The 24,409-nt window shown below is 32.1% G+C and carries 26 protein-coding genes; 16 read left to right on the forward strand and 10 right to left on the reverse strand.

Annotated features, from left to right (window positions below; genetic code table 11):
- Nucleotides 1-190 precede the first annotated feature (190 nt).
- Nucleotides 191-1,345: a hypothetical protein gene (locus C1X07_RS20605; protein ID WP_103071937.1), complete on the reverse strand. Its 1,155-nt coding sequence runs from the start codon at nucleotides 1,343-1,345 to the stop codon at nucleotides 191-193.
- 400 nt (nucleotides 1,346-1,745) lie between these two features.
- Between C1X07_RS20605 and C1X07_RS20610 the strand changes: the two genes are divergently transcribed.
- From C1X07_RS20610 to C1X07_RS20630, 5 genes are all read left to right on the forward strand, one after another.
- Entirely contained in the window at nucleotides 1,746-2,486 is a 741-nt protein-coding gene (locus tag C1X07_RS20610; protein WP_103071938.1) for a prolipoprotein diacylglyceryl transferase family protein, read from the forward strand.
- Complete coding sequence (locus C1X07_RS20615; protein ID WP_103071939.1) at nucleotides 2,476-3,870, forward strand: radical SAM protein; 1,395 nt, start codon at nucleotides 2,476-2,478, stop codon at nucleotides 3,868-3,870. Before C1X07_RS20610 ends, C1X07_RS20615 begins: the two co-directional genes overlap by 11 nt.
- Nucleotides 3,867-4,082 carry a hypothetical protein gene (locus C1X07_RS20620; protein ID WP_206604262.1) on the forward strand — a complete coding sequence of 72 codons (216 nt, stop codon included), beginning with the start codon at nucleotides 3,867-3,869 and terminating at the stop codon, nucleotides 4,080-4,082. Before C1X07_RS20615 ends, C1X07_RS20620 begins: the two co-directional genes overlap by 4 nt.
- A 94-nt stretch (nucleotides 4,083-4,176) precedes the next feature.
- Nucleotides 4,177-4,377, forward strand: a complete 201-nt coding sequence (locus C1X07_RS20625) for a hypothetical protein (RefSeq protein WP_103071940.1) — start codon at nucleotides 4,177-4,179, stop codon at nucleotides 4,375-4,377.
- A gap of 674 nt (nucleotides 4,378-5,051) precedes the next feature.
- The gene (locus C1X07_RS20630) at nucleotides 5,052-5,807 is read left to right on the forward strand and encodes a hypothetical protein (protein ID WP_103071941.1); all 756 of its coding nucleotides are present in this window, start codon (nucleotides 5,052-5,054) and stop codon (nucleotides 5,805-5,807) included.
- Between the two features lie 231 nt (nucleotides 5,808-6,038).
- Here the strand turns inward: C1X07_RS20630 and C1X07_RS20635 are convergent, their stop codons facing one another.
- On the reverse strand, nucleotides 6,039-6,860 hold the full coding sequence (locus C1X07_RS20635; RefSeq protein ID WP_103071942.1) for a class I SAM-dependent methyltransferase: 822 nt from the start codon (nucleotides 6,858-6,860) through the stop codon (nucleotides 6,039-6,041).
- A gap of 104 nt (nucleotides 6,861-6,964) precedes the next feature.
- Nucleotides 6,965-7,207, reverse strand: coding sequence for a hypothetical protein (locus tag C1X07_RS20640; protein ID WP_103071943.1), 243 nt, complete (start codon nucleotides 7,205-7,207; stop codon nucleotides 6,965-6,967).
- 273 nt (nucleotides 7,208-7,480) lie between these two features.
- Between C1X07_RS20640 and C1X07_RS20645 the strand changes: the two genes are divergently transcribed.
- On the forward strand, nucleotides 7,481-7,798 hold the full coding sequence (locus C1X07_RS20645) for a roadblock/LC7 domain-containing protein (protein ID WP_103071944.1): 318 nt from the start codon (nucleotides 7,481-7,483) through the stop codon (nucleotides 7,796-7,798).
- 47 nt (nucleotides 7,799-7,845) lie between these two features.
- Nucleotides 7,846-8,220, forward strand: a complete 375-nt coding sequence (locus tag C1X07_RS20650) for a hypothetical protein (protein WP_103071945.1) — start codon at nucleotides 7,846-7,848, stop codon at nucleotides 8,218-8,220.
- Nucleotides 8,221-8,391: 171 nt separating this feature from the next.
- Here the strand turns inward: C1X07_RS20650 and C1X07_RS20655 are convergent, their stop codons facing one another.
- The 6 genes from C1X07_RS20655 to C1X07_RS20680 form a co-directional block, all read right to left on the reverse strand.
- On the reverse strand, nucleotides 8,392-8,850 hold the full coding sequence (locus C1X07_RS20655) for a GyrI-like domain-containing protein (protein WP_103071946.1): 459 nt from the start codon (nucleotides 8,848-8,850) through the stop codon (nucleotides 8,392-8,394).
- A 128-nt stretch (nucleotides 8,851-8,978) separates the two neighbouring features.
- Nucleotides 8,979-10,172, reverse strand: coding sequence for a DUF1501 domain-containing protein (locus tag C1X07_RS20660; RefSeq protein WP_103071947.1), 1,194 nt, complete (start codon nucleotides 10,170-10,172; stop codon nucleotides 8,979-8,981).
- 13 nt (nucleotides 10,173-10,185) lie between these two features.
- A complete protein-coding gene (locus tag C1X07_RS20665; RefSeq protein ID WP_164914214.1) occupies nucleotides 10,186-11,580 on the reverse strand; it encodes a DUF1800 domain-containing protein in 1,395 nt (464 codons plus the stop codon).
- A 207-nt stretch (nucleotides 11,581-11,787) separates the two neighbouring features.
- Nucleotides 11,788-12,183 carry a VOC family protein gene (locus C1X07_RS20670; RefSeq protein ID WP_103071949.1) on the reverse strand — a complete coding sequence of 132 codons (396 nt, stop codon included), beginning with the start codon at nucleotides 12,181-12,183 and terminating at the stop codon, nucleotides 11,788-11,790.
- Between the two features lie 6 nt (nucleotides 12,184-12,189).
- Nucleotides 12,190-12,645: a pantetheine-phosphate adenylyltransferase gene (gene coaD, locus C1X07_RS20675; protein ID WP_103071950.1), complete on the reverse strand. Its 456-nt coding sequence runs from the start codon at nucleotides 12,643-12,645 to the stop codon at nucleotides 12,190-12,192.
- 62 nt (nucleotides 12,646-12,707) lie between these two features.
- Entirely contained in the window at nucleotides 12,708-13,691 is a 984-nt protein-coding gene (locus C1X07_RS20680; protein WP_103071951.1) for a D-alanine--D-alanine ligase, read from the reverse strand.
- 94 nt (nucleotides 13,692-13,785) lie between these two features.
- Here C1X07_RS20680 and C1X07_RS20685 point away from each other — a divergent pair, with 94 nt between their 5' ends.
- The 5 genes from C1X07_RS20685 (at nucleotide 13,786) to C1X07_RS20705 (ending at nucleotide 18,359) form a co-directional block, all read left to right on the forward strand.
- Nucleotides 13,786-14,370, forward strand: a complete 585-nt coding sequence (locus C1X07_RS20685; RefSeq protein ID WP_103071952.1) for a PASTA domain-containing protein — start codon at nucleotides 13,786-13,788, stop codon at nucleotides 14,368-14,370.
- A gap of 2 nt (nucleotides 14,371-14,372) precedes the next feature.
- Complete coding sequence (locus tag C1X07_RS20690) at nucleotides 14,373-15,422, forward strand: RluA family pseudouridine synthase (RefSeq protein ID WP_241507298.1); 1,050 nt, start codon at nucleotides 14,373-14,375, stop codon at nucleotides 15,420-15,422.
- 68 nt (nucleotides 15,423-15,490) lie between these two features.
- The gene (locus tag C1X07_RS20695) at nucleotides 15,491-16,585 is read left to right on the forward strand and encodes a helix-turn-helix domain-containing protein (RefSeq protein ID WP_103071953.1); all 1,095 of its coding nucleotides are present in this window, start codon (nucleotides 15,491-15,493) and stop codon (nucleotides 16,583-16,585) included.
- A gap of 90 nt (nucleotides 16,586-16,675) precedes the next feature.
- Nucleotides 16,676-18,010 (forward strand): amidohydrolase family protein, encoded by a 1,335-nt coding sequence (locus C1X07_RS20700; RefSeq protein WP_103071954.1) that lies wholly within the window; start codon nucleotides 16,676-16,678, stop codon nucleotides 18,008-18,010.
- A gap of 157 nt (nucleotides 18,011-18,167) precedes the next feature.
- Nucleotides 18,168-18,359: a cold-shock protein gene (locus tag C1X07_RS20705; RefSeq protein WP_034244160.1), complete on the forward strand. Its 192-nt coding sequence runs from the start codon at nucleotides 18,168-18,170 to the stop codon at nucleotides 18,357-18,359.
- Nucleotides 18,360-18,437: 78 nt separating this feature from the next.
- Here C1X07_RS20705 and C1X07_RS20710 read toward each other — a convergent pair whose 3' ends face one another.
- Nucleotides 18,438-19,820 carry a glycoside hydrolase family 71/99-like protein gene (locus C1X07_RS20710; protein WP_103071955.1) on the reverse strand — a complete coding sequence of 461 codons (1,383 nt, stop codon included), beginning with the start codon at nucleotides 19,818-19,820 and terminating at the stop codon, nucleotides 18,438-18,440.
- A gap of 622 nt (nucleotides 19,821-20,442) precedes the next feature.
- On the opposite strand from C1X07_RS20710, the gene yaaA reads away from it, so the two are divergent.
- The 4 genes from yaaA to C1X07_RS20730 all read left to right on the forward strand — a co-directional run bounded on the left by yaaA (nucleotide 20,443) and on the right by C1X07_RS20730 (nucleotide 24,407).
- Complete coding sequence (gene yaaA, locus C1X07_RS20715; RefSeq protein WP_103071956.1) at nucleotides 20,443-21,204, forward strand: peroxide stress protein YaaA; 762 nt, start codon at nucleotides 20,443-20,445, stop codon at nucleotides 21,202-21,204.
- A gap of 134 nt (nucleotides 21,205-21,338) precedes the next feature.
- The gene (locus C1X07_RS20720) at nucleotides 21,339-21,842 is read left to right on the forward strand and encodes a TRAP transporter small permease subunit (protein ID WP_103071957.1); all 504 of its coding nucleotides are present in this window, start codon (nucleotides 21,339-21,341) and stop codon (nucleotides 21,840-21,842) included.
- Nucleotides 21,842-23,188 (forward strand): TRAP transporter large permease, encoded by a 1,347-nt coding sequence (locus C1X07_RS20725; RefSeq protein WP_103071958.1) that lies wholly within the window; start codon nucleotides 21,842-21,844, stop codon nucleotides 23,186-23,188. The genes C1X07_RS20720 and C1X07_RS20725 overlap by 1 nt, the downstream gene beginning before the upstream one ends.
- An 88-nt stretch (nucleotides 23,189-23,276) precedes the next feature.
- Nucleotides 23,277-24,407 carry a TRAP transporter substrate-binding protein gene (locus tag C1X07_RS20730; protein WP_241507299.1) on the forward strand — a complete coding sequence of 377 codons (1,131 nt, stop codon included), beginning with the start codon at nucleotides 23,277-23,279 and terminating at the stop codon, nucleotides 24,405-24,407.
- Nucleotides 24,408-24,409: the final 2 nt, after the last annotated feature.

Consider the following 24,409-nt stretch of genomic DNA (forward strand, 5'->3'; position numbering starts at 1 on the left):
TTAATAAGGATAACTTATTTAATTATTCGGTCTACATACTAGCTTCTAATTTTAATACTATATGAAGTAATTGATGATCTAGGATAACATGATGTGCTGGTATGAGTGAATAATCAAAAAGCACAGGGATAAGATTTAGAAATCTTATCCCTGTTTTTATATCAATAAGGATATCTTGTTTGCTACTTGATTAATTACTTGGAGTAATATTAGCTTTACTATCTATCCAGATATTAGCTCCAGTAAGTTTGTCAATTTCAAAACTATAAGAAGTAGTTGGTGTGTCAAACTGCTGAGAGTAGTTGTTAGGAGTGTTAAATTTAGACGTACCATAATCAAAGTTTAGATCACACATTTCATAACCTTCACTTAATTGGTATTCTATTTTTAATTTAGTCTCACTGATAGAAGAAATATTTAGATGTCCTACTTCTGGGCTGTTTGTAATATCACATCCATCAGGATTAGTTATTAATTCTACATCAACTCCAGCTTCACCTCTACTGTCTAGAAAGCTATATGCAAAGAAAGTATTGAAAACATCGTTTTCACAAACACCACAATCTTCATGGTACCCATAAGCCTGTACACAATCAGCTTTACAATCTTGTTTGCAATATCCAAAAGATCTTACCCAATCACCATATTGTACACAGCTCCACCATCCATAATAGCTGTATTGCTGGTCTAGAGTTTTGTCATAAGCAAAAGATGTGTAATAACATCCACTGTCTTTGTTGTATACTTTAGAATAAGCTACTATCTCGAAGCAATCAAGATCTATTGAAGATAGAGGGATTACATAAGTAGCTTCTTTCATTCCACCATAGTAATAAGGAAAAGCTTTGTAGTTGAACTTACGAAGATTAGGAAAACCATTAGAGTAAAATGGTATGTTTTCTTTTGCTCCAACATAAAGATATACTTTCTTCATAAGGTTACGATACCTAGCCTTAAAAGTCAAGTATAAGTTTTCTCCATCATTAGATACAGTAACTCTACCAACTCGTTGCTTTCTTGAGCCAACTAATAAAGGCATAGTTGTAGTCTCTCCACAAGCTTCGATATTTACATCAGCTGGTGTTAGTAATGTGTAGTTGCAATGTGAATAGCTTTTTGAACCAGTATCAGTAGTAAGGATAGGTTCATCTTCTTCCAATTGTAGTTCATCTTCTATTCCTTCTGAACCATCGTTTTTAATAAAATCTGGCTCAACAGCGGTTTTTTCAGATTGTACAATAATTTCATTCTCTACTATTTCATTTTCTGTTTCTTCTGAGTTACAAGAAGCAAAAATTAAAAATAGAGCCATTAAAGAATACCCCAATAAGTATTTTTTTTTCATAATAAGTGATTTTGATTAATTTGTATATTAACAATAATTTTGGACGAAGTTAACAAGAAATTATTATTTGAGCCCCTAAAAAACTTAAGAAAAATCAATGTACTAGGTTGATTGCCAAGGTTATGGGATTATTCTTACAAAGCTAACCGTTGATTAATGTTAAAATGCAAATAAAGTCGTTAGGTGTAAGAGGATTGATTTTTGGAGAAAGAATTTATGGTGTGCAAAAAAGGGGTATTTTCCCCTAAATTTTAAGGGAAAAACAGAAAAATATTTTCAAAAAGAAATTTTTAATGCGAAAAAAACGTCAATTTTTGACCTAAAGATTCTGATTTATTACCAAATTACTTCTATAATTTAGATGTATATTCCGATTCTAAAATTGAATTAATTAAACAAAATGAATATTCCTTTTGAGCCTATTGTTTTTGGATATAAGATAAATGTTCATTTGATTTTGGAGTATGCTGCTTTTTTTGTTGGTTTCAGATACTATATGTATCTTAAAAGGAGAGTTCGAGATCCTATTTCCTCTTCGAATAGGCTTTCTATTATTATTGGAGCTGTATTTGGTGCTTTTTTTGGTTCGAGATTTTTTGGCTTTTTAGAAAACCCCGTTTTTTCCTCAAAACCAGAATATATAATAGAATTGCTTAGTGTTAAAACAATAATGGGAGGTCTTTTTGGAGGTTTGCTGGGAGTGGAACTTGCAAAGAAGATAATAGGAGAAAAACAATCTTCTGGAGATTTGTTTACTTTTCCTATTATTTTGGGAATTATCATAGGAAGAATAGGTTGCTTTTTGGCAGGGATTAAAGAGTTTACTTTTGGTAAACAAACATCATCTTTTTTGGGGATGGATCTGGGTGATGGTATAATGAGATATCCTATAGCTCTGTTTGAAGTTGTTTTTCTATTAATGTTGTGGGTGATTTTAAGAAAATACAAGTGTAAACTAGAAAAGCATAGTGGCTTACAGTTTAAATATTTTATGATTTCTTATTTTTTGTTTAGGTTTTGCATCGAATTTTTGAAACCTAATACTTTTTTTGTCTTGGGTCTAAGTAGTATTCAGTATTTATGTATATTATGCATTATTTATTATCAAAGAACTATTCGAAACCTATTTCATGCCCACTAGAAAATATACGTATTACGACTATACATTAAGCCTTTGTCCTACTTGCCTTAAAAGAATTGATGCAAAAATTGTTTTTGAAGACGATAAAGTTTTTATGCTTAAACGTTGCCCTGAGCACGGTAGGTCAAAAGTTCTGATCGCAGATGATATAGAGTATTATAAGAATATCAGAAACTATAATAAACCATCAGAGTTTCCGTATAAGTTTAATACAGCTACAGATTATGGATGTCCTTATGATTGCGGATTGTGCCCCGATCATGAACAGCATTCTTGCTTATCCATTATTGAAGTAACAGATCGTTGCAATCTTACTTGTCCAACATGTTATGCCTCTTCATCACCACATTATGGGAGGCATAGGTCATTAGATGAGATAAAAAAAATGTTGGACACTATAGTAGAGAATGAAAAAGAACCTGATGTAGTGCAAATAAGTGGCGGAGAGCCTACCATACACCCTCAGTTTTTCGAAATTTTGGATTACGCAAAGCAATTACCAATTAGACATCTTATGGTAAATACTAATGGGGTACGAATTGCAAAAGATATTAAATTTACTAAACGGTTGGCGGGATACATGCCAGATTTTGAGATATATCTTCAGTTTGATGCTCTTAAACCTGAAGTTCTGGAGAAATTAAGAGGAGAAGACCTTACTAAAATAAGAAAACAAGCGATCAAAAATCTTAATGATGTTAATTTATCAACTACATTAGTAGTTACATTAGAAAAGGGATTAAATGATGATCAAATTGGTGATGTTTTGGCATTTGCAGTGCAACAAAAGTGTGTTCGTGGAGTAACATTTCAACCCACTCAGATTGCTGGAAGATTAGAGGGGTTTAATACTCAGACAGATAGAATAACGTTGACTGAAGTACGAAGAAAAATATTAGAACAGTTCCCCGTTTTTGAGTCTGATGATCTTATTCCAGTACCTTGTAATCCAGATGCCTTGGTTATGGGGTATGCTTTGAAAAATGAAGAAGGAATTTTACCTCTTACCAGATATATCAACCCTGCAGATTTGTTGGATAATGGAAAAAATACCATTGTTTATGAGCAGGACGAGGAACTACATGGTAAGGTTTTAGAATTGTTCAGTACAGGAAATTCTGTAGAAACGGCGTCAGAAAATCTAAAATCTATAATGTGTTGTTTGCCTGAGATAGATGCTCCAGACTTGGGGTATGATAACCTGTTTAGGATTATAATCATGCAGTTTATTGATGCATATAATTTTGATGTTAGGGCAATTAAGAAGTCTTGTGTACATATAGTAAATAAGGATTATAAGATAATCCCCTTTGAGACTATGAACCTTTTTTACAGAGATGATAAACAAGAATACCTAGAACAATTAAGAAACGAAATGATATGATTACAAATATGATTCTTTTAGAGCCTAATCTTAATGGGATAATTCCTCTAATTCTTTTAATTCTTATTGGGCCTCCTATCATTCTTGCCATTATTGGTCTAATCTTGTTTAAAAATAAATTGCGAACTGCAGGAAAAGTTTTGTTTATTCTCTCAGGAGTATATTTATTAGTAGGATTAGGGATTTGTGGTATTCTTATGACAGGATTTTAGAATGAAGACGATACTATTTGCTTGATTGGGATCATTAATAATTGATGAAGTCTGTCAATCCAAGATTAGTGTAGAATATTAAAATAGAACAGGTATGATTGTATTGGTTTCAGATTTTAGTGGATTAATTCCAGCGATTTTTTTATTGCTTTTTGGCCCCCCAATACTTCTTACTATTATTGGTTTAGGTTTGTTCAAAAATAAAAAGCAAACGGCAGGAAAGATTATGATTATTCTTTCTGGAGTATATTTAATAATTGGATTTGTTTGTGGTATTCTTATGATGAGACACTAAAAAAATTATTGTTATGCCTGCTAATTATATAACCAAGTTGATTTTGTAAATAGTTTTAGCTAGATATCCGATTCTTTCTTCTAGGTGTCAGTTTTACAACAACCTTTTTGTTAAGAGGGGGAGTAATGATTAGAATCTTTATTTTATGTAAACAAATAAATATCCTCTTTTATTCTAGACAAAAATTAATGGACTAGTTTTTAGTAGCTCTATTTTTTTTTTTTTTTCAAACCAAATGTGAAATTTCCCCATTTCTATGCCAAATGTTTCTAAGGCATAATCGATATTAATTACTAAAAAGATTACGAAGTAATTTATACTGTTTTATTAGTAAAACCGCCATAGGTACTATAGCGCATGATTCGGAAACAACCGTAAAAAATATTAGGGTTTAATGTTTTGATTTACAGGTAAATACCATAATAAAAAGGCAATATTAACAGTAGGAATATGGTAAGATTTCCGTAGTAATTTTTTAAAATTAATTTATACATTTAAAGTATTGGATTACTATTAAAAACTAATCTAATTAGTGCGCACAAATTAAATACTAATAACCAAGGGTAATCAAAATAATATTCGATTGAGTGGCTACTATCAATTTTAGATTACGGCAAGAGGAACCTGAAAATCTTATTAACTAGAGTAGGGACTAAAATTAAAACCAATAAATCATGTCAACAATTAACTGGAATAATGGGGGTTTAATAGAGTTATCTCAAGGAGATACGGCAACGAGTACAGGTAGTTTAAATAATGGACAGTTGTATTGCTTATTTTTTTATAATGCTGCGGGAAATGATGCTTCGACAACAGTAGATATTGTTTGGTCGAACTCTCAGCCACCAATACAGGTTACTGTACCTGGTACTACTATGAATCAAGGGTTGGCTGCGTTATGTTTTGTTAATGGAAGCCAAACTAATACAGTTTCTGCGGCAGTAACAAGCGGGAATCAAGGAGCAAAAATTCAAGCTTTCATAGGTAGCGTTAAAATGCCTTTGGATACTCAAGGAATTAATAATGAACAATTGCAGTTGAATGGACAGGAGCAGCCATTTAAGAAATTTACTCGTTTTTATGCTGTTCCAGAATCTCACTGGTATTCTGGTCATATCCAAAGCGATATTAACCAATTTACTTCTGTGCAGTTTACAGAAAGTAAAGCCCAGGTTTATATTGTAAACAAACTAGTAGATCCAAACAACGTAATTAAATATGCTGGAGATTCTCAACAGTATGTTACCATAATACCATCAGATACTCAATCTGTAGCATTTAACTTGCAGGGTAACGGTCAACAGCTAGTATGGATAAATGCAGATAGTGCACAAAATAGTAATGATGCCGTTATTGCAGTACAATCATTAAGTGGGCTTTATAACGAAAATGTTACTAGACAAGCTGAAGCTTTGACTAGTCTTGTATAAATAAATCATAACCAACCATTTTTTAGAATTATCAGATGATTTTTTTGTTAAGCTGTGACAGTTGTGAATAAATTGTTTTTTTGGATTGAAGAATCATCATGATAATTCTTTTTTGCACTATTTAATTGAGTGTGAAAAATGTTAGACTCACGAAACTTACTGGATTGATTGTTTTATCATATTAAAAAGTGTTCTATTCAAGTAAGTTTCAGTAGTCTGGCATTTATCTGCTTATGTCATTTCTAAAAGATACATGTTCTCATTAAGTATAGAAGATTTACTTGTAATAGCGGAGTTCGAAGTATAAATTTGAGATAACTGAAATTCATCTATATGTTCTTTTAACAGATATCCTTCTGTGTTTTGGTAATAAGAAGTGGGGATGGTTTGATGATTAAAAGAGTCGCCAACGTCGTTGTTTGCATTAAAATAACGCAATAATCTCTGGTATACTTCTGTGGTTTCAATTTCTGGAAGATAAGAAACACTACCCACAAGATCTCCTGGAGATTGGATTCTCCTAAAAATTCTAAATAGTTTATTCGTAGTATCTCTGTTTAAAAAAAACAGCACTCCTTCTATTAAAATAAATGTAGGTTTATTTTGTAGTAGAGGTAGTAATATTTTAATAATTTCTCTTTCGGTTAGTATATTAAAATCAATTGAAGTGTAAAGGATTTTTCTAAAAGGTAATTTGCCTTGGGTAATCCATTTGTCAATTTTTTCTTTTTTATAATTAATAATATCCTTTTTATCAATCTCTATAGTGGTTACATTTTTATTAATTTGAAATTGATACATGCTAAAGCCTGAACCAAAATTGATAAAAGTACCACCATCATTTTTATCGAAAAAAGACTTTACACGCTCATAAAAGAAGCGATTCCTAAGGCTATGCAAAATAGCTTCATCTTTAGAAACGTTTTTCAAAATAGAAGGGATCAGTGAATTTGTTTTGGGATTATTCCATAATTTGGCATACAAATCCTTACTGATATCTTCATGATATGATCTATACATAGATGTGATAAAGGCAGTTTCATGGATTTGCATGAGTTGTTATAAAGAATTCTTCTATCCTAAAGATATTAAATAAAATATTCTTTTTTCAAAAAACTGTTCTATAAGTCGATAGATTCTTTTTTTTTGAAATAATATTAATAGCGACTTCTTCTTCTTCCGAAATATCCTCCTTTGATTTTTTCGGTGTAAGTTTTTGTAGACTCGGTAGCATTTCCTGAATTAGTAGATTTTATAGAGACAGAAGATTCTTTTTCTTCTGTTTTCTCTATGATCTCGATGGTTTTGGTGTTCCCAATTCTATATTGGTTGAATTTTTCTTTTTGACTAGTTAAAATAGCCTTCAGTTCTATGCTGCTGGATAATGCTATCGAAATCATATTTTGTTTTTTAGGTCAGTATAATATTATTGTAGGATTTAACATTTTGTTGATAATAAATTTATTTAAAAAATCGATAAAATGCAAGTAATTTAGATTAATGGGTTATTTTTTTTCTCTCTATGTATTTTATGTACAAAAACTACGTAAAAAACATAATAATTTCGATTTAAGGTTAAAATAATCGATAAAATGCTATTTTTGAGATCTTTTATTGTATTTTTATCAGTATGTTTGTTAAATAATAAAAGTATTTATAATTAATATTAGAGGATGATTGATCTAAAAAAGATAAAAGAAGATACTGGTGCTAATATGATTGTTGTTGCAGATAAAGAGGGTAAAGTAATAGATTCTTTGGATGCAGAATATGATAGTAATATTGCTTTAATGACCGAAACGGTATTTTCAATGTGTAGAGATTTATCTAAAGACTTATTTGAAGGAAATTTAGAACAATTAGTTGCCAAATCTCCTGAAGGATATTTCATAGTAAATAGACTTGGTTCTGATTCTGTAATACTCCTATTGTCTAAAGATTTATCAAAATTTGGGTTACTACTTAAGTATGTAAGCACCATTGAAAAATAACTTTGTCTAAAATAATATTGTAAATAAATTTAAATTAAATAAAAACTATGTCAGATTTTCTAAACCAATTTATCGAGGATATCAAAACCAATGTACCAGGTTATATTGCTGTTACTGTTACAGAAGTAAGTAGTGGGGTGTGTTATGCTTCACATTCTGAAAAAAAAGAGTTTGATCCAGAAACGGCTTCTGCTTACAATTTAGAAGTGGTTAAAGCAAAACGAAGTGCTATAAAAGCTTTGGGTTTAAAATCCAATGTGCAAGATATTATGATCACACTTTCTGATCAAATTCATATCATAGATGTTTCAGAAAATGGAGAATATTTTATATACTTGGCCGTAGATTCATCAAAGGCAAATCTAGGAATGACTAGAGCCCTGTTAAAAAAGTATAAAAAAGATGTAGTTGCAAACCTCTAATAGAAAGAAAGGTTGCGCTTTTTTGTCTTTTATAAAAAATATAAGTTGAAAATAAACAAAGAATGCCTATTGTGTAAATAATTACAATACAAAGTCTTATAGATTTACGGATCTATAAGGCTTTTTTTAAAACATCAAGCATGTTTTATAGAGCTCAAATACAAGCTACGCTTATTGTATTGCCACATAAATATCTACTTCAGCATTCTTAGGGTTTTGTGCTTCCTCTCCATACATTTCAAAATCTGTTGTGTAAGTTCTATTCATATCAATTTCCCATATTTTGGACCATTCATTAAAAGTAATTCCTTTAGTGATATCACCTTCTGCCGTAAATCTAGAATAAGTACTTCTTTGGATTTGTGCACTAGTCATTCCATCCGGAATAGTATCCAGATTTTTTACTTTACAACCTAATACCACTGTGTATTCTTCTGAATACTCATTCTTATAATCCATATACATTAGGTAAATAGTGTCGTCAATTTTATTTGGGATTGTATACAACATACTTTCATTTATAAATCTATCCCATAGGGTAGAAATGTCTTTTATAAATCGCTTATCTTTTTTGGATGTTTTTACCGAAATCCCTACAATCCAGAAAGGACCAATTTTAGTTTTTATCATAATTCTAAAGATTAAAATTAGTAGTGCTGCAAAGTTATATGGGGTAGGTGACAAAGGTGTGTCAGGAGAGATATTGATACATTAATTCTATTTTTTGTAGCCTGTGGGATTAAGAATACAAGGTTGAGTTAGACAAATCGTAGTTTTTCAAATTTTTTATTTAAGATAGATTGATCATCGACTTCTAACCAATTCCCTAAGATTGTAGCATATATACTTCTAAAGTCTATTGAGTATTTTATATCGCCATTTTTGTCTAAGTCAAAAAGATTAGGTAATTCATTATAGACACCAGCCTTTTTTAATGAACCACCAATAACAATCACATTATTAGCTGCACCATGATCTGTACCTTTACTTCCATTTTGTTTTACTCGTCTTCCAAATTCTGAAAAAGTAAGAATAAGAGTATCTTTAAATCGGTTGTTTTTCTTTAAATCGGAAACTAAGGCACCAACAGATTTGGAGTAGATTTTAAGTAACCTATCCTGACTGCTTAGTTGATTGGCATGACTATCAAATCCTCCAAGGGAAGTATAGTATACTCTTGTTTTTAAACCGGATATTACAAAATTAGAAATAGTTTTTAGGCTTTTCGCAAAAGGGTTTTGTGGATATTCTGCTGTGGTTCTATAAATTTTTGAAGTAGAATGAATATGAGAAACTGAGGAGTACGTTTCTAACATAGTTTTATACAGGTATCCTTGATTATCGTCATCCAACATTTCTTTTTGGGTTGTAGAGATTAGATTTTTAAAAAGTGGCTCTTGAGTGGTTCGATACAATCGATCTGGGTCAGAAATAGCCATTCCATTTATAGACTTTCCTTTCATTGCCAGGGATAATGAATTATCTACTTCTATCGCCTGATATGAATGTTGGCAATTGGCATCGAGATATCGACCTATCCAACCGGTGTGTAAATATTGGTTTGTATCGCAAGCCGATTGCCAGATATCTGTACTTCTAAAATGTGATCTATTTGGGTTAGGGTATCCTACATTGTTAATGATGGATACTTCACCTTTATCATACAGTTCTTTGATTTCTTTTAAATTATCATTAAACGCTAAGTCATTCGTTATTTTAATAGTCTCTGTTTTCTTTTTGGCAATTGATGGTCTAAGACTATGGTAAATATCATTACTGATAGGAATAATACTATTTAACCCATCATTACCACCAGAAAGTTGAATGATAATTACATTCTTGTATCCAGATAGCTGATGCGCAGATAAAAATTCCATCCCTTTTAAAAAAGAAGGAACTAAAGTCATTCCCGACGCAAAAACTGATTGTTTTAAAAAATCTCTTCGCTTCATGGTAGTTTGGTTTTTAGCAAAGTTGATACTCAGGCAAGCTCAATAAACCAATAACAAAGCTTTTGGTATCCGTTATATCTATAGCTGCCATAACTCTTTTTGCTGTTGAGGATAATTCTGGTTGAAGTATAAATTTGGTTAACTCAGTTTCATCTATACTTCCTAGGGTGGAGAGAAAAATATTCCAGTTTGAGGTGGTTTTTACCTTTTTCTCTACCTTAGATTTTATTTTTTTATATAACTGCTCTTTCGCCATCATATTTTCAGTCTTTTTTTGATCAATCAATGGGATTACTCCGCCATTAAGGAGTATGGATGGTAGTTTTAGCCGAAGCATTAGGGTAGAATTATCAATCCATGTTTTTCCTCCTGGCCAACCTGCTACATTAGGAGGAAAAAATAACATTTGATTTAGTTTTTTTTGTAAATAGAGTACTGTTTTTGGATCATTGTATTTGATTTCAAAAGATCTGCTGAGTCCAATCAATAATTCAATTGGAGATTTAATTTTGGCACCAATATTTTCATCATTATAAAACCAATCACTTTTAATAATTGATCTAATGAGTGTTTTAAGGTTGTAATTGGAATCATAAAAGATTTTGGATAGCTGTTCTACATGATTTTGATTTATAATTGGATTTACCAAATAGGTATACAATTTTTGAGTAATATATTTGGCAGTTTGCTTTTCTTCTAAAAGAATTTTGATAATATCTTCTCCTTTAAAGTTTCCAGTTTTTCCCAAAACTGTTTTAGAACCATAATCATGCTGTTTTATTCTAAAAATAAATGTTCCGTTTTTATCAAAATTCCAACCGGTAAAAGCTCTGGCAGCTTCTTTAATATCTGTTTCTGTATATATGTTGTCTCTGCCAAGAGTAAAAAGTTCCATAATTTCTCGTGCAAAATTTTCATTAGGATGATTTTTTCTATTTTGGCGATTGTTCAAAAAAGTAAGCATTGCAGGAGATTTTGATACCTCCAATAGCATGTCTCCAAAATTTCCTAATGCGTGTTTACGGATTATGTTATTAAGATGCACATTAGCTCTGGGCATTTTGATTCTCACCGCAAAATGATCATGAAAAAACAAAGTCATCTTTTCTCGTAGCGTTTGGCGAGTATCAATTAATTGTTGAAACCAAAGTACGTTAAGCTCATTCATTTTTTTTCTACGAAGCTGGCTCAATTGCTTGCGCTCTTGTGGGGATAAATTAGCAGGTCGTTTTTCTAATACTTTATCAAATATGGATAATGTAGAACTTGATTTACTTTCTGTAAACAATCTATCAGTAATTTGATTCTTAGAAAGCGTTCTTACTTTTTTAAGATCTATAGCAGAAATCCCAAAGCCTACTCGCCAATAAAGGTGTTGGATTTGTTTGTCGGATAAGTGATTATTCATACTCATAACATTTGGATGTTTGACTATGATAATAGGATAAAGGTTTAATTAGTTATGCTAATAAAGCCTGGTTTTGAAGTTGGAAACAGGGGTTTTGTCCAGTAAATAGGTAGGTAAAAGGTGTTTGGGATAGGGTAGAGCCTTACAAATTATTTTTGTAATTTTTTAATTTTAGAGAGTAAGTAAAATAATTATTGTAGAGCTACGCTATTGTTTTTTTAACTCTAGTAGATCCCATTTATTACCATATAGATCTTCAAAAACAACTACAGTACCGTAGGGCTCTTCTCTTGGTTGTTCTAGAAACGAGATTCCTTTAGATTTCATATCGTTATAGTCTTTCCAGAAATCATCCGTATGTAGAAAAAGAAATACGCGACCACCAGTTTGGTTGCCAATTGATTTTTCTTGTTTAGAGTTAGCAGCTTTTGCTAACAAGATATTAGTTTCTGCTTGATTATTAGGAGCAATAAGAACCCATCGTTTGTTATTGTCTAGTTGAATGTCTTCAATAAGCTCAAAATTAAGCTTGTCTACATAAAAACGAATAGCTTCGTCATAATCCCTGACGACAAGTGCAACAGACCCAATTTTTCTTTTCACAAAAATCTATTTTAATCGTACCGTATCAGGAACCAACTCAGAGACATCGCCTCCATTACGAATTACATCACGCACAATCGAAGAAGAAATATAGCTTTTACCAGAAGAAGTCAGTAGAAACACGGTTTCAATTTCAGACATTTTTCTATTCGTATGAGCAATTGCTTTCTCGAACTCAAAATCACCGGGATTGCGTAATCCTCTCAAAATAAATTGAGCATTTTGTTTCTTACAAAAATCTACTGTTAACCCCTTATAGGTCATTACTTTGATTTTTGGCTCATCTTTAAATGCCTCTTCGATAAAATGTTTACGTTCTTCTAAAGAAAACATATACTTTTTCTCAGAATTTACGCCTATTGCAAGAATAACTTCATCAAAAAGAGTAAGACCTCTTTCGATAATATCATAGTGTCCTAAAGTGATTGGGTCAAACGATCCCGGAAAAACGGCTCTTCTCATTACTGACTATTAATGGTGTATGTACAAAGATAATTCAAATTATAATTTTATGAGTACTACCTTTATTTTGATTGGTTTATACAAGATTCTATTGCATTAGAGAACAACTCCTTTAGGCTTATTCCCGCTTTTTGAGCTTGCTGAGGTAAGATACTTGCCTCACTTAGTCCTGGATTGGTGTTCATTTCTACAAAATGAGGTTCTCCATTATGAAAGATATATTCACTTCTCGAAAACCCTTTCATTTTTAAAATCTGATATACTTTTAATGCCAGGTCATGCACTTTTTTGGTGTCCTCTGTAGATAAACGAGCTGGGGTGATTTCTTCAGATTGCCCTAAATATTTAGCCTCATAATCAAAGAATTCATTTTCTGTTACAATCTCGGTAATTGGTAATACTGTATCGATACCATTATGTTGTATAACCCCTACAGAGACTTCGGTGCCACTCAAAAAAGATTCTATAATAATTTCATCATCTTCTTTGTAGGCAGTTTCAATAGCAGGAAGGAGTTCTTCTGTTTTTTTAACTTTTGATACTCCATAGCTGCTTCCTGCTTTATTTGCTTTTACAAAACAAGGCAGTCCAACTTTATCTAGGATGGCTTTACTATCTATAGCATCTCCTTTGTTTAAAAAATAATTCGTAGCGGTTGGTATTCCATAAGGCTTTAATGCACTGATACAATCACGTTTGTTGAAAGTAAGTCCGGCCTGATAGAAGTCACATGAAGTTTGCGGGATTTCTATTAACTCAAAATATGCTTGTAATAGACCATCTTCTCCCGGAGTACCATGAACCGTATTAAAAGCTGCATCAAAGGTAATTTTGGTTCCTTCTAATAGTACTGAAAAGTCATTTTTATCAATATTGTGTTTTTGATCATGATCATCTACATAATACCAGCCATCTTTAGTGATGTGTATTCTAAACGGGCGATATTGATCTTTGTCGAGATATTTATATACAACATTTCCGCTTTGGATAGAGATTTCAAACTCACTTGAATATCCTCCCATCAAAATGGCGATGTTTTTTTTCATAGTGTAACTTTTAAAAACAAAAATATCATTTATCTTATAAGAAAAGCTTAAAACTCTTCGTTTTTATATATTTGTCCAAATTATTGATGTATTTATGAATTTCTTTAGAGACCTTTTTAAGTTTTTGTACAGTAAAATCTTCTTGATACAACTGGTATTGGCAGTTGCGATGCTTGCTATTCTATCCTATGTAGCGTTGCAATGGTTAGAAAGCACAACAAATCATAATCAACGAATTGTGGTGCCTAGTTTGAGTAAAAAAACGCTGGATGAAGTTGCCCAAACTCTTGAGGCAAAGGATTTGAGATATGAAGTTCAGGATTCGGCAAATTTTAATCCTGATTATCCTAGATTTTCTGTTATTGAACAAAACCCTACTGCCGGTAGTGAGGTTAAAGAAAATCGTAAGATATACGTGACTTTAAACCCTTCTGGATATCGCAAAATTGAAGTTCCTAATGTGGTACAGAGAACAAGAAGACAAGCCGAACCAAAACTAAAAGCTTTAGGATTTGAAATAGGAGATGTTACTTATAAGCCAAATATTGCCAAAGATATGGTCTTAGAGCTTAGACATAAGGGTAAAAGACTAAAACCAGGTACCAAATTAATGAAAACCTCTACAATAGATTTGGTTCTCGGAGATGGACAAGAAAGTACATTAAACCTATCTAATTGATTTTGGACAAAACTATACATACAGGAGATTTTGATGCCAGTGATGATGAACTCTATGAACATCATCGTTTTGTTGCTGGAGCTGGTCAAGTACCTTTGCGAGTTGATAAGTTTTTGATGAATTTTGTTGAAAACGCGACCCGTAATAAAATACAACAAGCTGCAAAAGAAGGTAGTGTTTTTGTTAATGATATTGCCGTAAAATCAAATTATAAGGTAAAACCAAATGATGTGGTAAGGGTATTGTTTTCACATCCACCTTACGAAAACTTACTTACTCCAGAGAATATCCCATTAGATATAGTCTATGAGGATGAGGTATTATTGGTTGTTAACAAACCTGCAGGAATGGTAGTGCATCCTGGTCATGGTAATTATTCGGGCACATTGATAAATGCTTTGATCTATCATTTTGATAATTTACCAAATAATAGTAGTAACCGTCCAGGGTTGGTACATCGAATAGATAAAGATACTAGTGGGTTGTTAGTGGTAGCCAAAACAGAAGAAGCTATGACCCATCTTGCTAAGCAGTTTTTTGATAAAACCAGTAAACGTGAGTATGTTGCTCTTGTATGGGGAAATATAAGCGAAGATGAAGGAACTGTTGAAGGAAATATAGGTCGCCACCCTAAAAATAGGTTACAAAATACGGTTTTTGAAGGAGAGGAAGAAGAGAAAGGAAAACCAGCGATTACACACTATAAAGTTATAGAGCGATTAGGGTATGTAACCATGGTTTCTTGCAGGCTAGAGACAGGTAGAACTCATCAGATCAGAGTTCATATGAAGCACATTGGGCATACGCTTTTTAATGATGAACGCTATGGAGGAGAGAAAATATTAAAAGGAACTACATTTACGAAATATAAGCAGTTTGTAGATAACTGTTTTAAAGTATTACCCAGGCAAGCTTTGCATGCCAGAACGCTTGGATTTGAACACCCCATAACTGGAGAACATATGCATTTTGAAGCTCCAATCCCAGATGATATAAAACAATGTGTAGAACGTTGGAGAAAGTATGCCAAAAACCAATTATCCGGTGATTAACATATAGTTCACTACTTTGTAATATATAGGAAAGTACCGTCAGTATGCTTTCTTAAAATAAGTAACTAATGGAAATTTCTTTTTTAGAAATATTTATCCTGATCGGTATAATTCATGGTTTTGTTTTAGGTATAATTATCCTATTTTCTAAATTTTTTAAAGATCAAAGTAATGCTTATTTAGGGTATACTTTGATCATATTATCTGTTATAGGATTGAATAACTGGTTTTGGGATCTGGGAGAAAACCCGTTTTTGATATCAGTATTTGATTTGTTTTTATGGCAGTTTTTATACCCAGTAACATTATTTGTGTTTTTTGTCAAAAAAATAAGACATCCTTTATGGAAAAGTAATGTCGTTTATTTTCTTTATGTTCCTTTCCTAATTTTAAGTATAATTAATACCATTATCTCATTCGATACCGTTTTTGGGTATTATGAAATTATACTACCTAATAAAGAAAAGGCAGTCTATCTTTTTTATAAAATAGTTAGCGTACTTTCAATTGTTTTTCCTACCATTTTTATTGTAATATCTTTTATATATCTATTTTGTTTACGATCTGATTTTGACATAAAATGGATTAAAAGAATATGGATTTTTATTACTCTTTTAGAGATTTATGGTATGGCTTTAGAAGGGTTTAGGTTTATGTATGATTATAAAATGTCATTAACCTACTTATGGGTGGGGGTTTCTGTTTTTATGTACTGGTTAATTTATAAAGGATTGTATCGGTTTAAATTATCTAATGATAAATACGAAATTAGAGATTATCTAAGACAGACCACTACTCACGAAGAAATAAGAAAAACAAAAGAGACTAATTCTCATATAGAACAGCTATTGATATTGATACAACAAGAAAATATTCATCATAATCCAAGTCTTAATCGAGATATGGTTGCAAAAAAGTTAGGGATAAGTAGTGGATATCTTTCAGAACAAATCAATAAAAAGAGCGGTAAAAACTTCTCAGAGTTTATCAATAGTTATAGAGTACAGGATATACTAAAAATGATTCTTGACCCAGAGTTTGATAAATACAGTATGTTAGCTATTGGTCTTGAGGCAGGTTTCAACTCTAAAACTACTTTTTATACTGCGTTTAAAAAGGAGATGGGAATGTCTCCTAACGAATATAAAAAACGAAATAGATAGGTTCGGTTTTCTCAGATCCTTACAATATAGAACTCGACAATTATAAGCGCTTATTAGGTTTGACATCGATAATTTTAAAAAAAAATAAAGATGCGTAGTTTAATAAAGAGTTTTGTGCGGTATAGTATTATACAAATAAGTAGTATAGTAATATTACATGCTCAAGAAAATAGTATTTCTTTTGAGAATGTAAATGTCATCCCTATGGATAGAGAAGTAATATTATACAATCAGCGGGTTATTGTTACAGCTGGAAAGATTACGACAATTGAACCTGCTTCTCAAAAAATAAAGCAAAAAGTTAGCACCGCTATTAATGCCACAAATAAATATTTGATCCCTGGATTGGCAGAAATGCACTATCATTTACAAAACGATATCCGCGATGAGTTTAAATTGCTAGTTGCTAATGGTGTTACAACAGCACGAAATATGGCAGAGTATGAAGGTCAAGATCAAATAAAAATTAAAGAAGATGCTAATAAGAATAAATTTTTGGCACCCTATTATGTAACTACAGGACCATATTTAAAATCTAATGATTTACAAACAATAAGTGATGTGATTAAGGTTGTAAAAAAACACCACGAAAAAGGATATGATTTTTTAAAAATTGCTGATAATTTACCTAAGAAAGTATATTTAAAGTTATTAGAAGAAACCAATAAATATAAGATTCCGGTTGTTGGGCATGGTCAAAGAAAACTTCCATTAGAATACTCTTTAAGGATGAAATCGATAGCCCATATAGAGGAGTTTATGTGTATTTTTAATACAGAGCAAAAAGCAGATACTACATACTTAAAACAAGCTGCCATTGAAATTAAAGCTAGTGGGGTATATGTTTCTCCTACTTTGGGGATTTTTGAAATGATTAGTAGGTATGCCGATAATAGGAAGTTTGAAATTCTAAAAAAAAGTGATGAAATAAAGTATCTTCCTCAGGCATATGCAGCTTATTATACATCCGATAGTATCCACTATAGAATAAATACCTGGTTTACTGCTCCAGAGTCTCTTATTCGACTTCAGAAAGAATTAGAATGGCAAAAGAAATTTACTAAAATATTAAATGAAGCCAATGTACCTCTATTGGCAGGAAGCGATACATATGGGCTATTTATCCAGGGATTCTCACTACATAGAGAACTTGAACTATTATCAAGTAGTGGAATGTCTAACTACGAAACCTTAAGAACAGCTACCATAGTTCCTGCACGATATTTGGATCGATTAGCAATCAGCGGCACGATTAGTGAAGGGAAGCTAGCAAATCTGGTATTACTCAATAAAAACCCTCTTAAGGATATTAGAAACACTAAAACTATCGAAGGAGTGATGATTAAGGGCAAATGGTTGCCAAGAAAAAAGTTAGATGATATGTTAAAAGATGTAGAAAATAATTGCAGCTCACAAAAAAAATAAATACCTAAATGTCAATAGAAACAGATGTTTAGTGTTTTTTTAAGGGCATTATGTCTGTGTATAGAGAACATTAAAAAAAGGTTACTAAGAACTTTATTTTGAAATAAATAGAAATTTATAACGAAATAATAGTACCTTCGCGTTTTAATATTTTATAATGAACAAAGGAACAGTAAAATTTTTCAATGACTCCAAAGGATTTGGATTCATTACAGAAGAAGGATCAAACAAAGATCATTTCGTACACATTTCAGGCTTAATTGATGAAGTTCGTGAAGGTGACGAAGTAGAGTTTGATCTTAAAGAAGGTAAAAAAGGAATGAACGCGGTAAACGTGAAAGTATTATAATATACATTTTGACTTTTTTAAAACACAAGCCTGTCTATTTTTAGACAGGCTTTTTTTGTTTTCACCCAAATTTATAATTTAGTAAAATCTATCAATGGCTTTTAAAACTTTATCTGCTCGTTGCATGTCAAGTTGTTTTATGTATTTATATGCTCTATCGATTATTGCTTGAGCTTCTTCGTTGTTTTTAAAATCTTTTCTCATATGATATAAGTCCAGTGCCACTTGCAAATCCTGGGTTGTATGTGGTACTCCGGTATACTCTTGCAGATACTCCAGATATGTAAAACCAAACTCTTGTGTTGGCTCTATCATAGTACCTTCTCCAAAATCATTCCATGTGATGATTTGTAGAAAATCTGAGAGCTCATGATGATTATAGTTAAGTGTTTCTATAAAGGTGTTTCCGTTGTTAAGGTTTATAGTCCAATCATTTATGCCATCAGACCACCCACCTTCTGTATAAAAGCTCTTGAATCCCGGATAAGATGAGCCTACAGTGATTTTATTGCTTGCCTGGTATGTGTTATAGTAATGCTCATGAGCAAGTAAGTGATCTTGATCAACCCATAAAAATTCTCCACTAGCGTTAGCACCAACATAATTACTAGCTCCCCATAAGGTTAAGAAATCAGGGCGATTAGTGGTTGGTAAAACATCAAACACCTGGTTCCATTCTGCCTCTGTATTTAAATATTGAGGACCAAATATAAAGAGCATGTTTTTGCCATTGTATTGCATGTATTCGGGGCTAGAAAAGTATTTTTGATTAATATATAAGAAATCTTCCTGAGCTGCTTCTATTACTGTTGCAGAAAGGGATTGCTCTTTTGCTTGTTGAGCCACTCTGTCTTCATACATAATTGAAAAATTCATTCCCAAATCTTCTAGGGTGTATATAAAGGTCTCTGTAGCTTGTTTGATTAATCCATAATCATATAGATCTTTACTTCCGTACCAATCAAAGATTACGCCATCTACCCCAGATAGTTTCATCATTAGGAAATGGTATTCGTGTAAATCAGGGTCAGAAGAAGAGTAGGGACCGATTAGCGGATAATAATAGGATGCAATTTGTGCGTTGCCATTAGCGTCTTTGATATCGGGATTTTGATTGGCCATCGTCCAGTGTTGACCCCAGTAACCATCAAAATCTTTACTTTGAAACCAGGGCATATAATGTACATATACTTTTTTTGGGTTTTCTTTTACGATTTCCATCCCAGAAGCCTCTACAATTTTCCCTTGCTTTTCAAGCTCTATATAATCTAGTTCCTCTTCTAATACCTTTAGTAATTCAGCATCGGTATAAGTAGAGTCCTGAACAACTTCTGGTTTAGATTGTTGTTCAACCTGTTGTTCTTCAATCGAAATGATATCATCCTTTTCGCAAGAAGAGAATAAAACAATAATAAAAAAAGTAACAATAGCAATAAATAAAGTAGTCGTAGATTTTAACATATTAGTAGGTATTTAAATTAAACGTCAAATAAATGTCTAAGGAGAGAGTTTTGTAAAAAAGAAAATTTGTGTGTAATAACGTAACGTATTCAAATACAGACAGGTAAGAGAATTTAAGTTTTTTGTAACGAAAGTAGGGGTAGACCGTCGAAGGGATGCGTTATTGAAGTTAAAAGTAATCAAAATCTTTCTTTTGTAAAAGAAAAATGTTGTTTTTTTTGATCGTTAAATGTTGATAATCAAATAATTACGTTTTTACCGTAATCGTTTTACGGTTGATTTTTGTAAGTCAATTTTTGACAAATATGAATTATAATTCAAATAAAAAATGATATAAATCATTGGACTTGGATAGTTTATTGTTTAAGAAAAGATTTGATAAACTGGTTTGCATTCTACAAATTTGAAAGCGTAAGAAATAAAAGAGCAGTATCAGAAAAACGCCAGAAATATGAAACAAATCTCTTTTGTAGTATTTTCCTTGTTTTAGGTTTTATGAGCGAATAGAAATTACTTTAAACCTAAATAGCTTTTGTAAATACCAATATAGAGAATTAATAGACCTACAGATTTTAATTCTCAATAGACAATTGTATTTTTGAAAAACAAAAACAGCATCTACATGAAAATTGTAATATCTCCAGCCAAATCATTGGATTTTGAAACCGAATTACCTACTCAGCAGTATACAACTCCTAACTTTCTTACAGAAATAGAAAAGTTAAATGGAGTGCTCAAGAAAAAATCACCAAAAAAACTTTCTGAGTTAATGAGTATCAGTGATAAACTGGCACAGCTCAATTGGCAGCGTAATCAAGAATTTAGTCTTCCGTTTACAAAAGAAAATGCAAGACCAGCTGTGTATTCATTCAATGGAGATGTATACGTAGGATTAGATGCGTATACTATACCCGAGGATAAATTGGATGCGTTACAAAACCAATTAAGGATACTTTCTGGATTATATGGGATTCTAAGACCTTTGGATTTGATGCAGCCATATCGTTTAGAAATGGGAACCAAGCTTAAAGTAGGTCGTAACAATAATTTGTATGAGTTTTGGAAAAAGACAATCACACAGCAACTAAATGATGAACTTCAGGATGATGAGTTGTTTATCAATCTGGCTAGTAATGAATATTTCAGCGCTATTGATAAAAAAGTACTAAAAGTTCCTGTGATTACTCCTCAATTTAAAGATTGGAAAGGAGATAAACTTAAAATGATTAGTTTCTTTGCCAAAAAAGCGAGAGGTATGATGGTAAGATATATTATTGATACCGATGCTAAAACAATAGAAGATTTGAAAGGGTTTAATTATGAAGGGTATGGGTTTAGTGAAGAATATACTACCAAACCAAATGAATTGGTTTTTATACGCTAAGTAAGCTAATATTAGATGTTTTCTTAAGCGGTAAATTCGAGAATTAGGTTCTGCTAACAATTGAGAACTTACATTTTCTAATGTTTCTAATTTTAGTATCTTCAATCCCTAATATTAGAAACATAACTCTATAAATGCAAAAAGCGATCAATTTCCTTGATTGGATTGGTGAAAAAACGGGTGTTATAGTTGGCTGGATAGCTGTGTTATTAGCAATAATAATAGGCATGGATGTCATTATCCGTTACATTTTTCAGTTTACATATGTATGGATGATCGAAATAGAAATCTACCTGTTTGGGATGCTTTTTTTATTAGCTTCTGGATATACGTTTAAGTATGAAAAACATGTACGGGTCGATGTATTCTATACCAAACTTTCTAAAAAAAGAAAAGCTTGGATAGATCTGTTAGGAGGAGTTTTTTTATTAATTCCATGGTGCTATGTTGCAATTGTTTCTTCTTGGTATTATGGAGCTTTTTCATTTATGATTGGTGAAAGCTCGCCTCAACCTGGAGGCTTACCCGCTTTATATATACTTAAATTTTGTATTACTCTTGGTTTTGTTTTTTTATTACTTCAAGGAGTATCACACATCTTAAAATCAATCCAAATTATTTTTAATAAAGAGGAGTAATGGAATATCTGGCAATACTATTATTTGTAATTATTTTTATTCTTATCCTAAGAGGATATCCGGTTGCTTTTACACTTGGTGGAATTTCGGTAGCCTTTGCTTTTGGGGTGTCAATTTTTGCTCCAGAGCAATTTCAAATGTCAACATTTTATTTGCTACCATCTAGAATTATGGGAGTGGTAAATAATTATGTCCTTATGGCTGTTCCTCTCTTTATTTTTATGGGAATCATGCTAGAAAAATCAGGACTGGCCCAAAGTTTATTAGAAACAATGGCAATGATGTTTGGTAGGGTTCGTGGTGGTTTAGCAATTTCGGTAGTGATAGTGGGTGCATTGTTAGCTGCTTCTACAGGTATTGTAGGAGCTACGGTAGTTACAATGGGATTAATAAGTTTACCAACAATGCTTAAACGTGGCTATAAAACAGAGCTTGCTACAGGTGTAATTGCTTCATCAGGTACATTAGGACAGATTATTCCACCATCAATAGTTTTGGTTTTATTAGCAGATACAATTAATAGCTCATCCAGAGGAGCTGCTTCAGTAGATGTAGGAGCTTTGTTTTCTGCAGCTTTATTACCTGGTTTGGTATTGGTTGGGCTATATATTGGTTACATTTTGATTAAATCTTTTATACATAAAGAAGATGCTCCAAGTATTCCTGCAGAAGAAATAAAAGAATTTAGAGGAGCTAATTTTACAGCAAAAATCCTTAAAGTCTTATTCCTGCCTATACTATTAATTGTACTTGTACTAGGATCTATTTTTACTGGTATAGCCTCGCCAACAGAAGCATCTGCAATTGGAGCGATTGGAGCAACAATACTAACCGTAATTCAAAAAAAGTTTTCGTTTAAGATTCTAAAAGAAGTGGGGCAAGAGACCATAAAACTAACGTCAATGGTGTTTTTTATTCTTTTAGGGGCAACAACGTTTACCTTGGTGTTTAGAACACTGGGAGGAGATATGTATTTACAAGAATTAATTATTTCTTCTAATCTAACACCTTTAATGTTCCTGTTGTTGGTGATGCTTGTCATCTTTGTAGCTGGTTTTTTTATCGATTTTATTGAAATTGTCTTTATTATAGTGCCTGTAGTTACACCTATTTTTAATGTTTTTGAGATGGATATGTTATGGGTAGGGATTTTGATAGCCTTAAATTTGCAAACATCTTTTTTGACACCTCCCTTTGGATTTGCATTATTTTATCTCAAAGGAGTGGCACCAGAAAACGTAAAAACAAGTCAGATTTATAAAGGGATTATTCCTTTTATAATCATACAATTGATCATTGTAGGGATTGTAGTATTTTTTCCCGAGATTATTTTTATGTCAAAATAAAAAATAGATTACACCTTTTCTTTGAAGTATGTAAAACAGTTTATTAGACTATATAGAGCAATATTGAATAACTTATATTTATGTATACATGAAGTTTTTTAAAAGTCAAAATCACAAAATAACCAGATTTGCTACTATGATAGCGGTTGTATTATTGTTTATTTCTTGTTTAGGAGATCCACCAGCAAGTATGAGTACTACTTCTTATGATGTAAGCAAACCTGACAAAATATTTTATTGGAAAATGACAACCACCTGGCCCCCTAATTTTCCAGTGGTGGGCGAAGTAGCAGAAAAATACTCAAAATGGGTAGATGAATTGTCTAATGGTCAAATTAAGATTAAGGTTTACGGCGGAGGAGAATTAGTACCCCCTCTTGAAGCTTTTGATGCTGTATCTCAAGGAACAATCGAGATGGGGTGTGGCGCAGCGTATTATTGGGCAGGAAAAACTCCTGCAGCACAATTCTTTGCAGCAGTACCTTTTGGGATGAATAGCCAGCAAATTACTTCGTGGTTAGAAACAGGAGGAGGTTATGAGTTATGGAAAAAAACATACGCCAAGTTTAATCTGGTTCCTTTTATGGGAGGAAATACAGGTGTGCAAATGGGAGGATGGTTTAATCGAGAGATTAATTCTGTCGAAGATTTTAAAGGATTAAAAATGAGACTTCCGGGGATAGGAGGCAAAGTAATAGAAAAAGCAGGTGGAGCTGCAGTTTTGGTTGCTGGTAGTGAGGTGTATACAAGTTTAGAGCGAGGAGTTATTGATGCCACCGAGTGGATAGGTCCATATCATGATTATAAGATGGGGTTTCATAAAATTGCAAAGTATTATTATACTCCTGGATGGCACGAAACAGGCTCGCAATTAGAGTTTTTTATTAATAAAAATTTGTATGATGGATTACCACCACATCTACAAGCTGTATTAGAAGCTGCCTCCAAAAGAGCGCAAGTATGGGTTTTAGCAGAGTTTGATAAGCAAAATGGAATTTATTTGGATAAACTGGTAAATGAAGAAGGAGTTGAGATTCGAGAATTTTCTAAAGAAACCCTAGAGACTTTAAGAGGATATACAGATGAAGCCATACAAGAGTTGATAGGTGATGACCCTTTGTCAAAAGAAGTATATGAAAGCTATTCTGGTTTTCAAAAAAGAATTTCGAGGTGGTCTGAAGTAACAGAGAAAGCTTACTATAACAAAATACAGAAATAAAC

This window comes from Aquimarina sediminis (genome assembly GCF_002895435.1).
Taxonomy (GTDB): Bacteria; Bacteroidota; Bacteroidia; order Flavobacteriales; family Flavobacteriaceae; genus Aquimarina; species Aquimarina sediminis.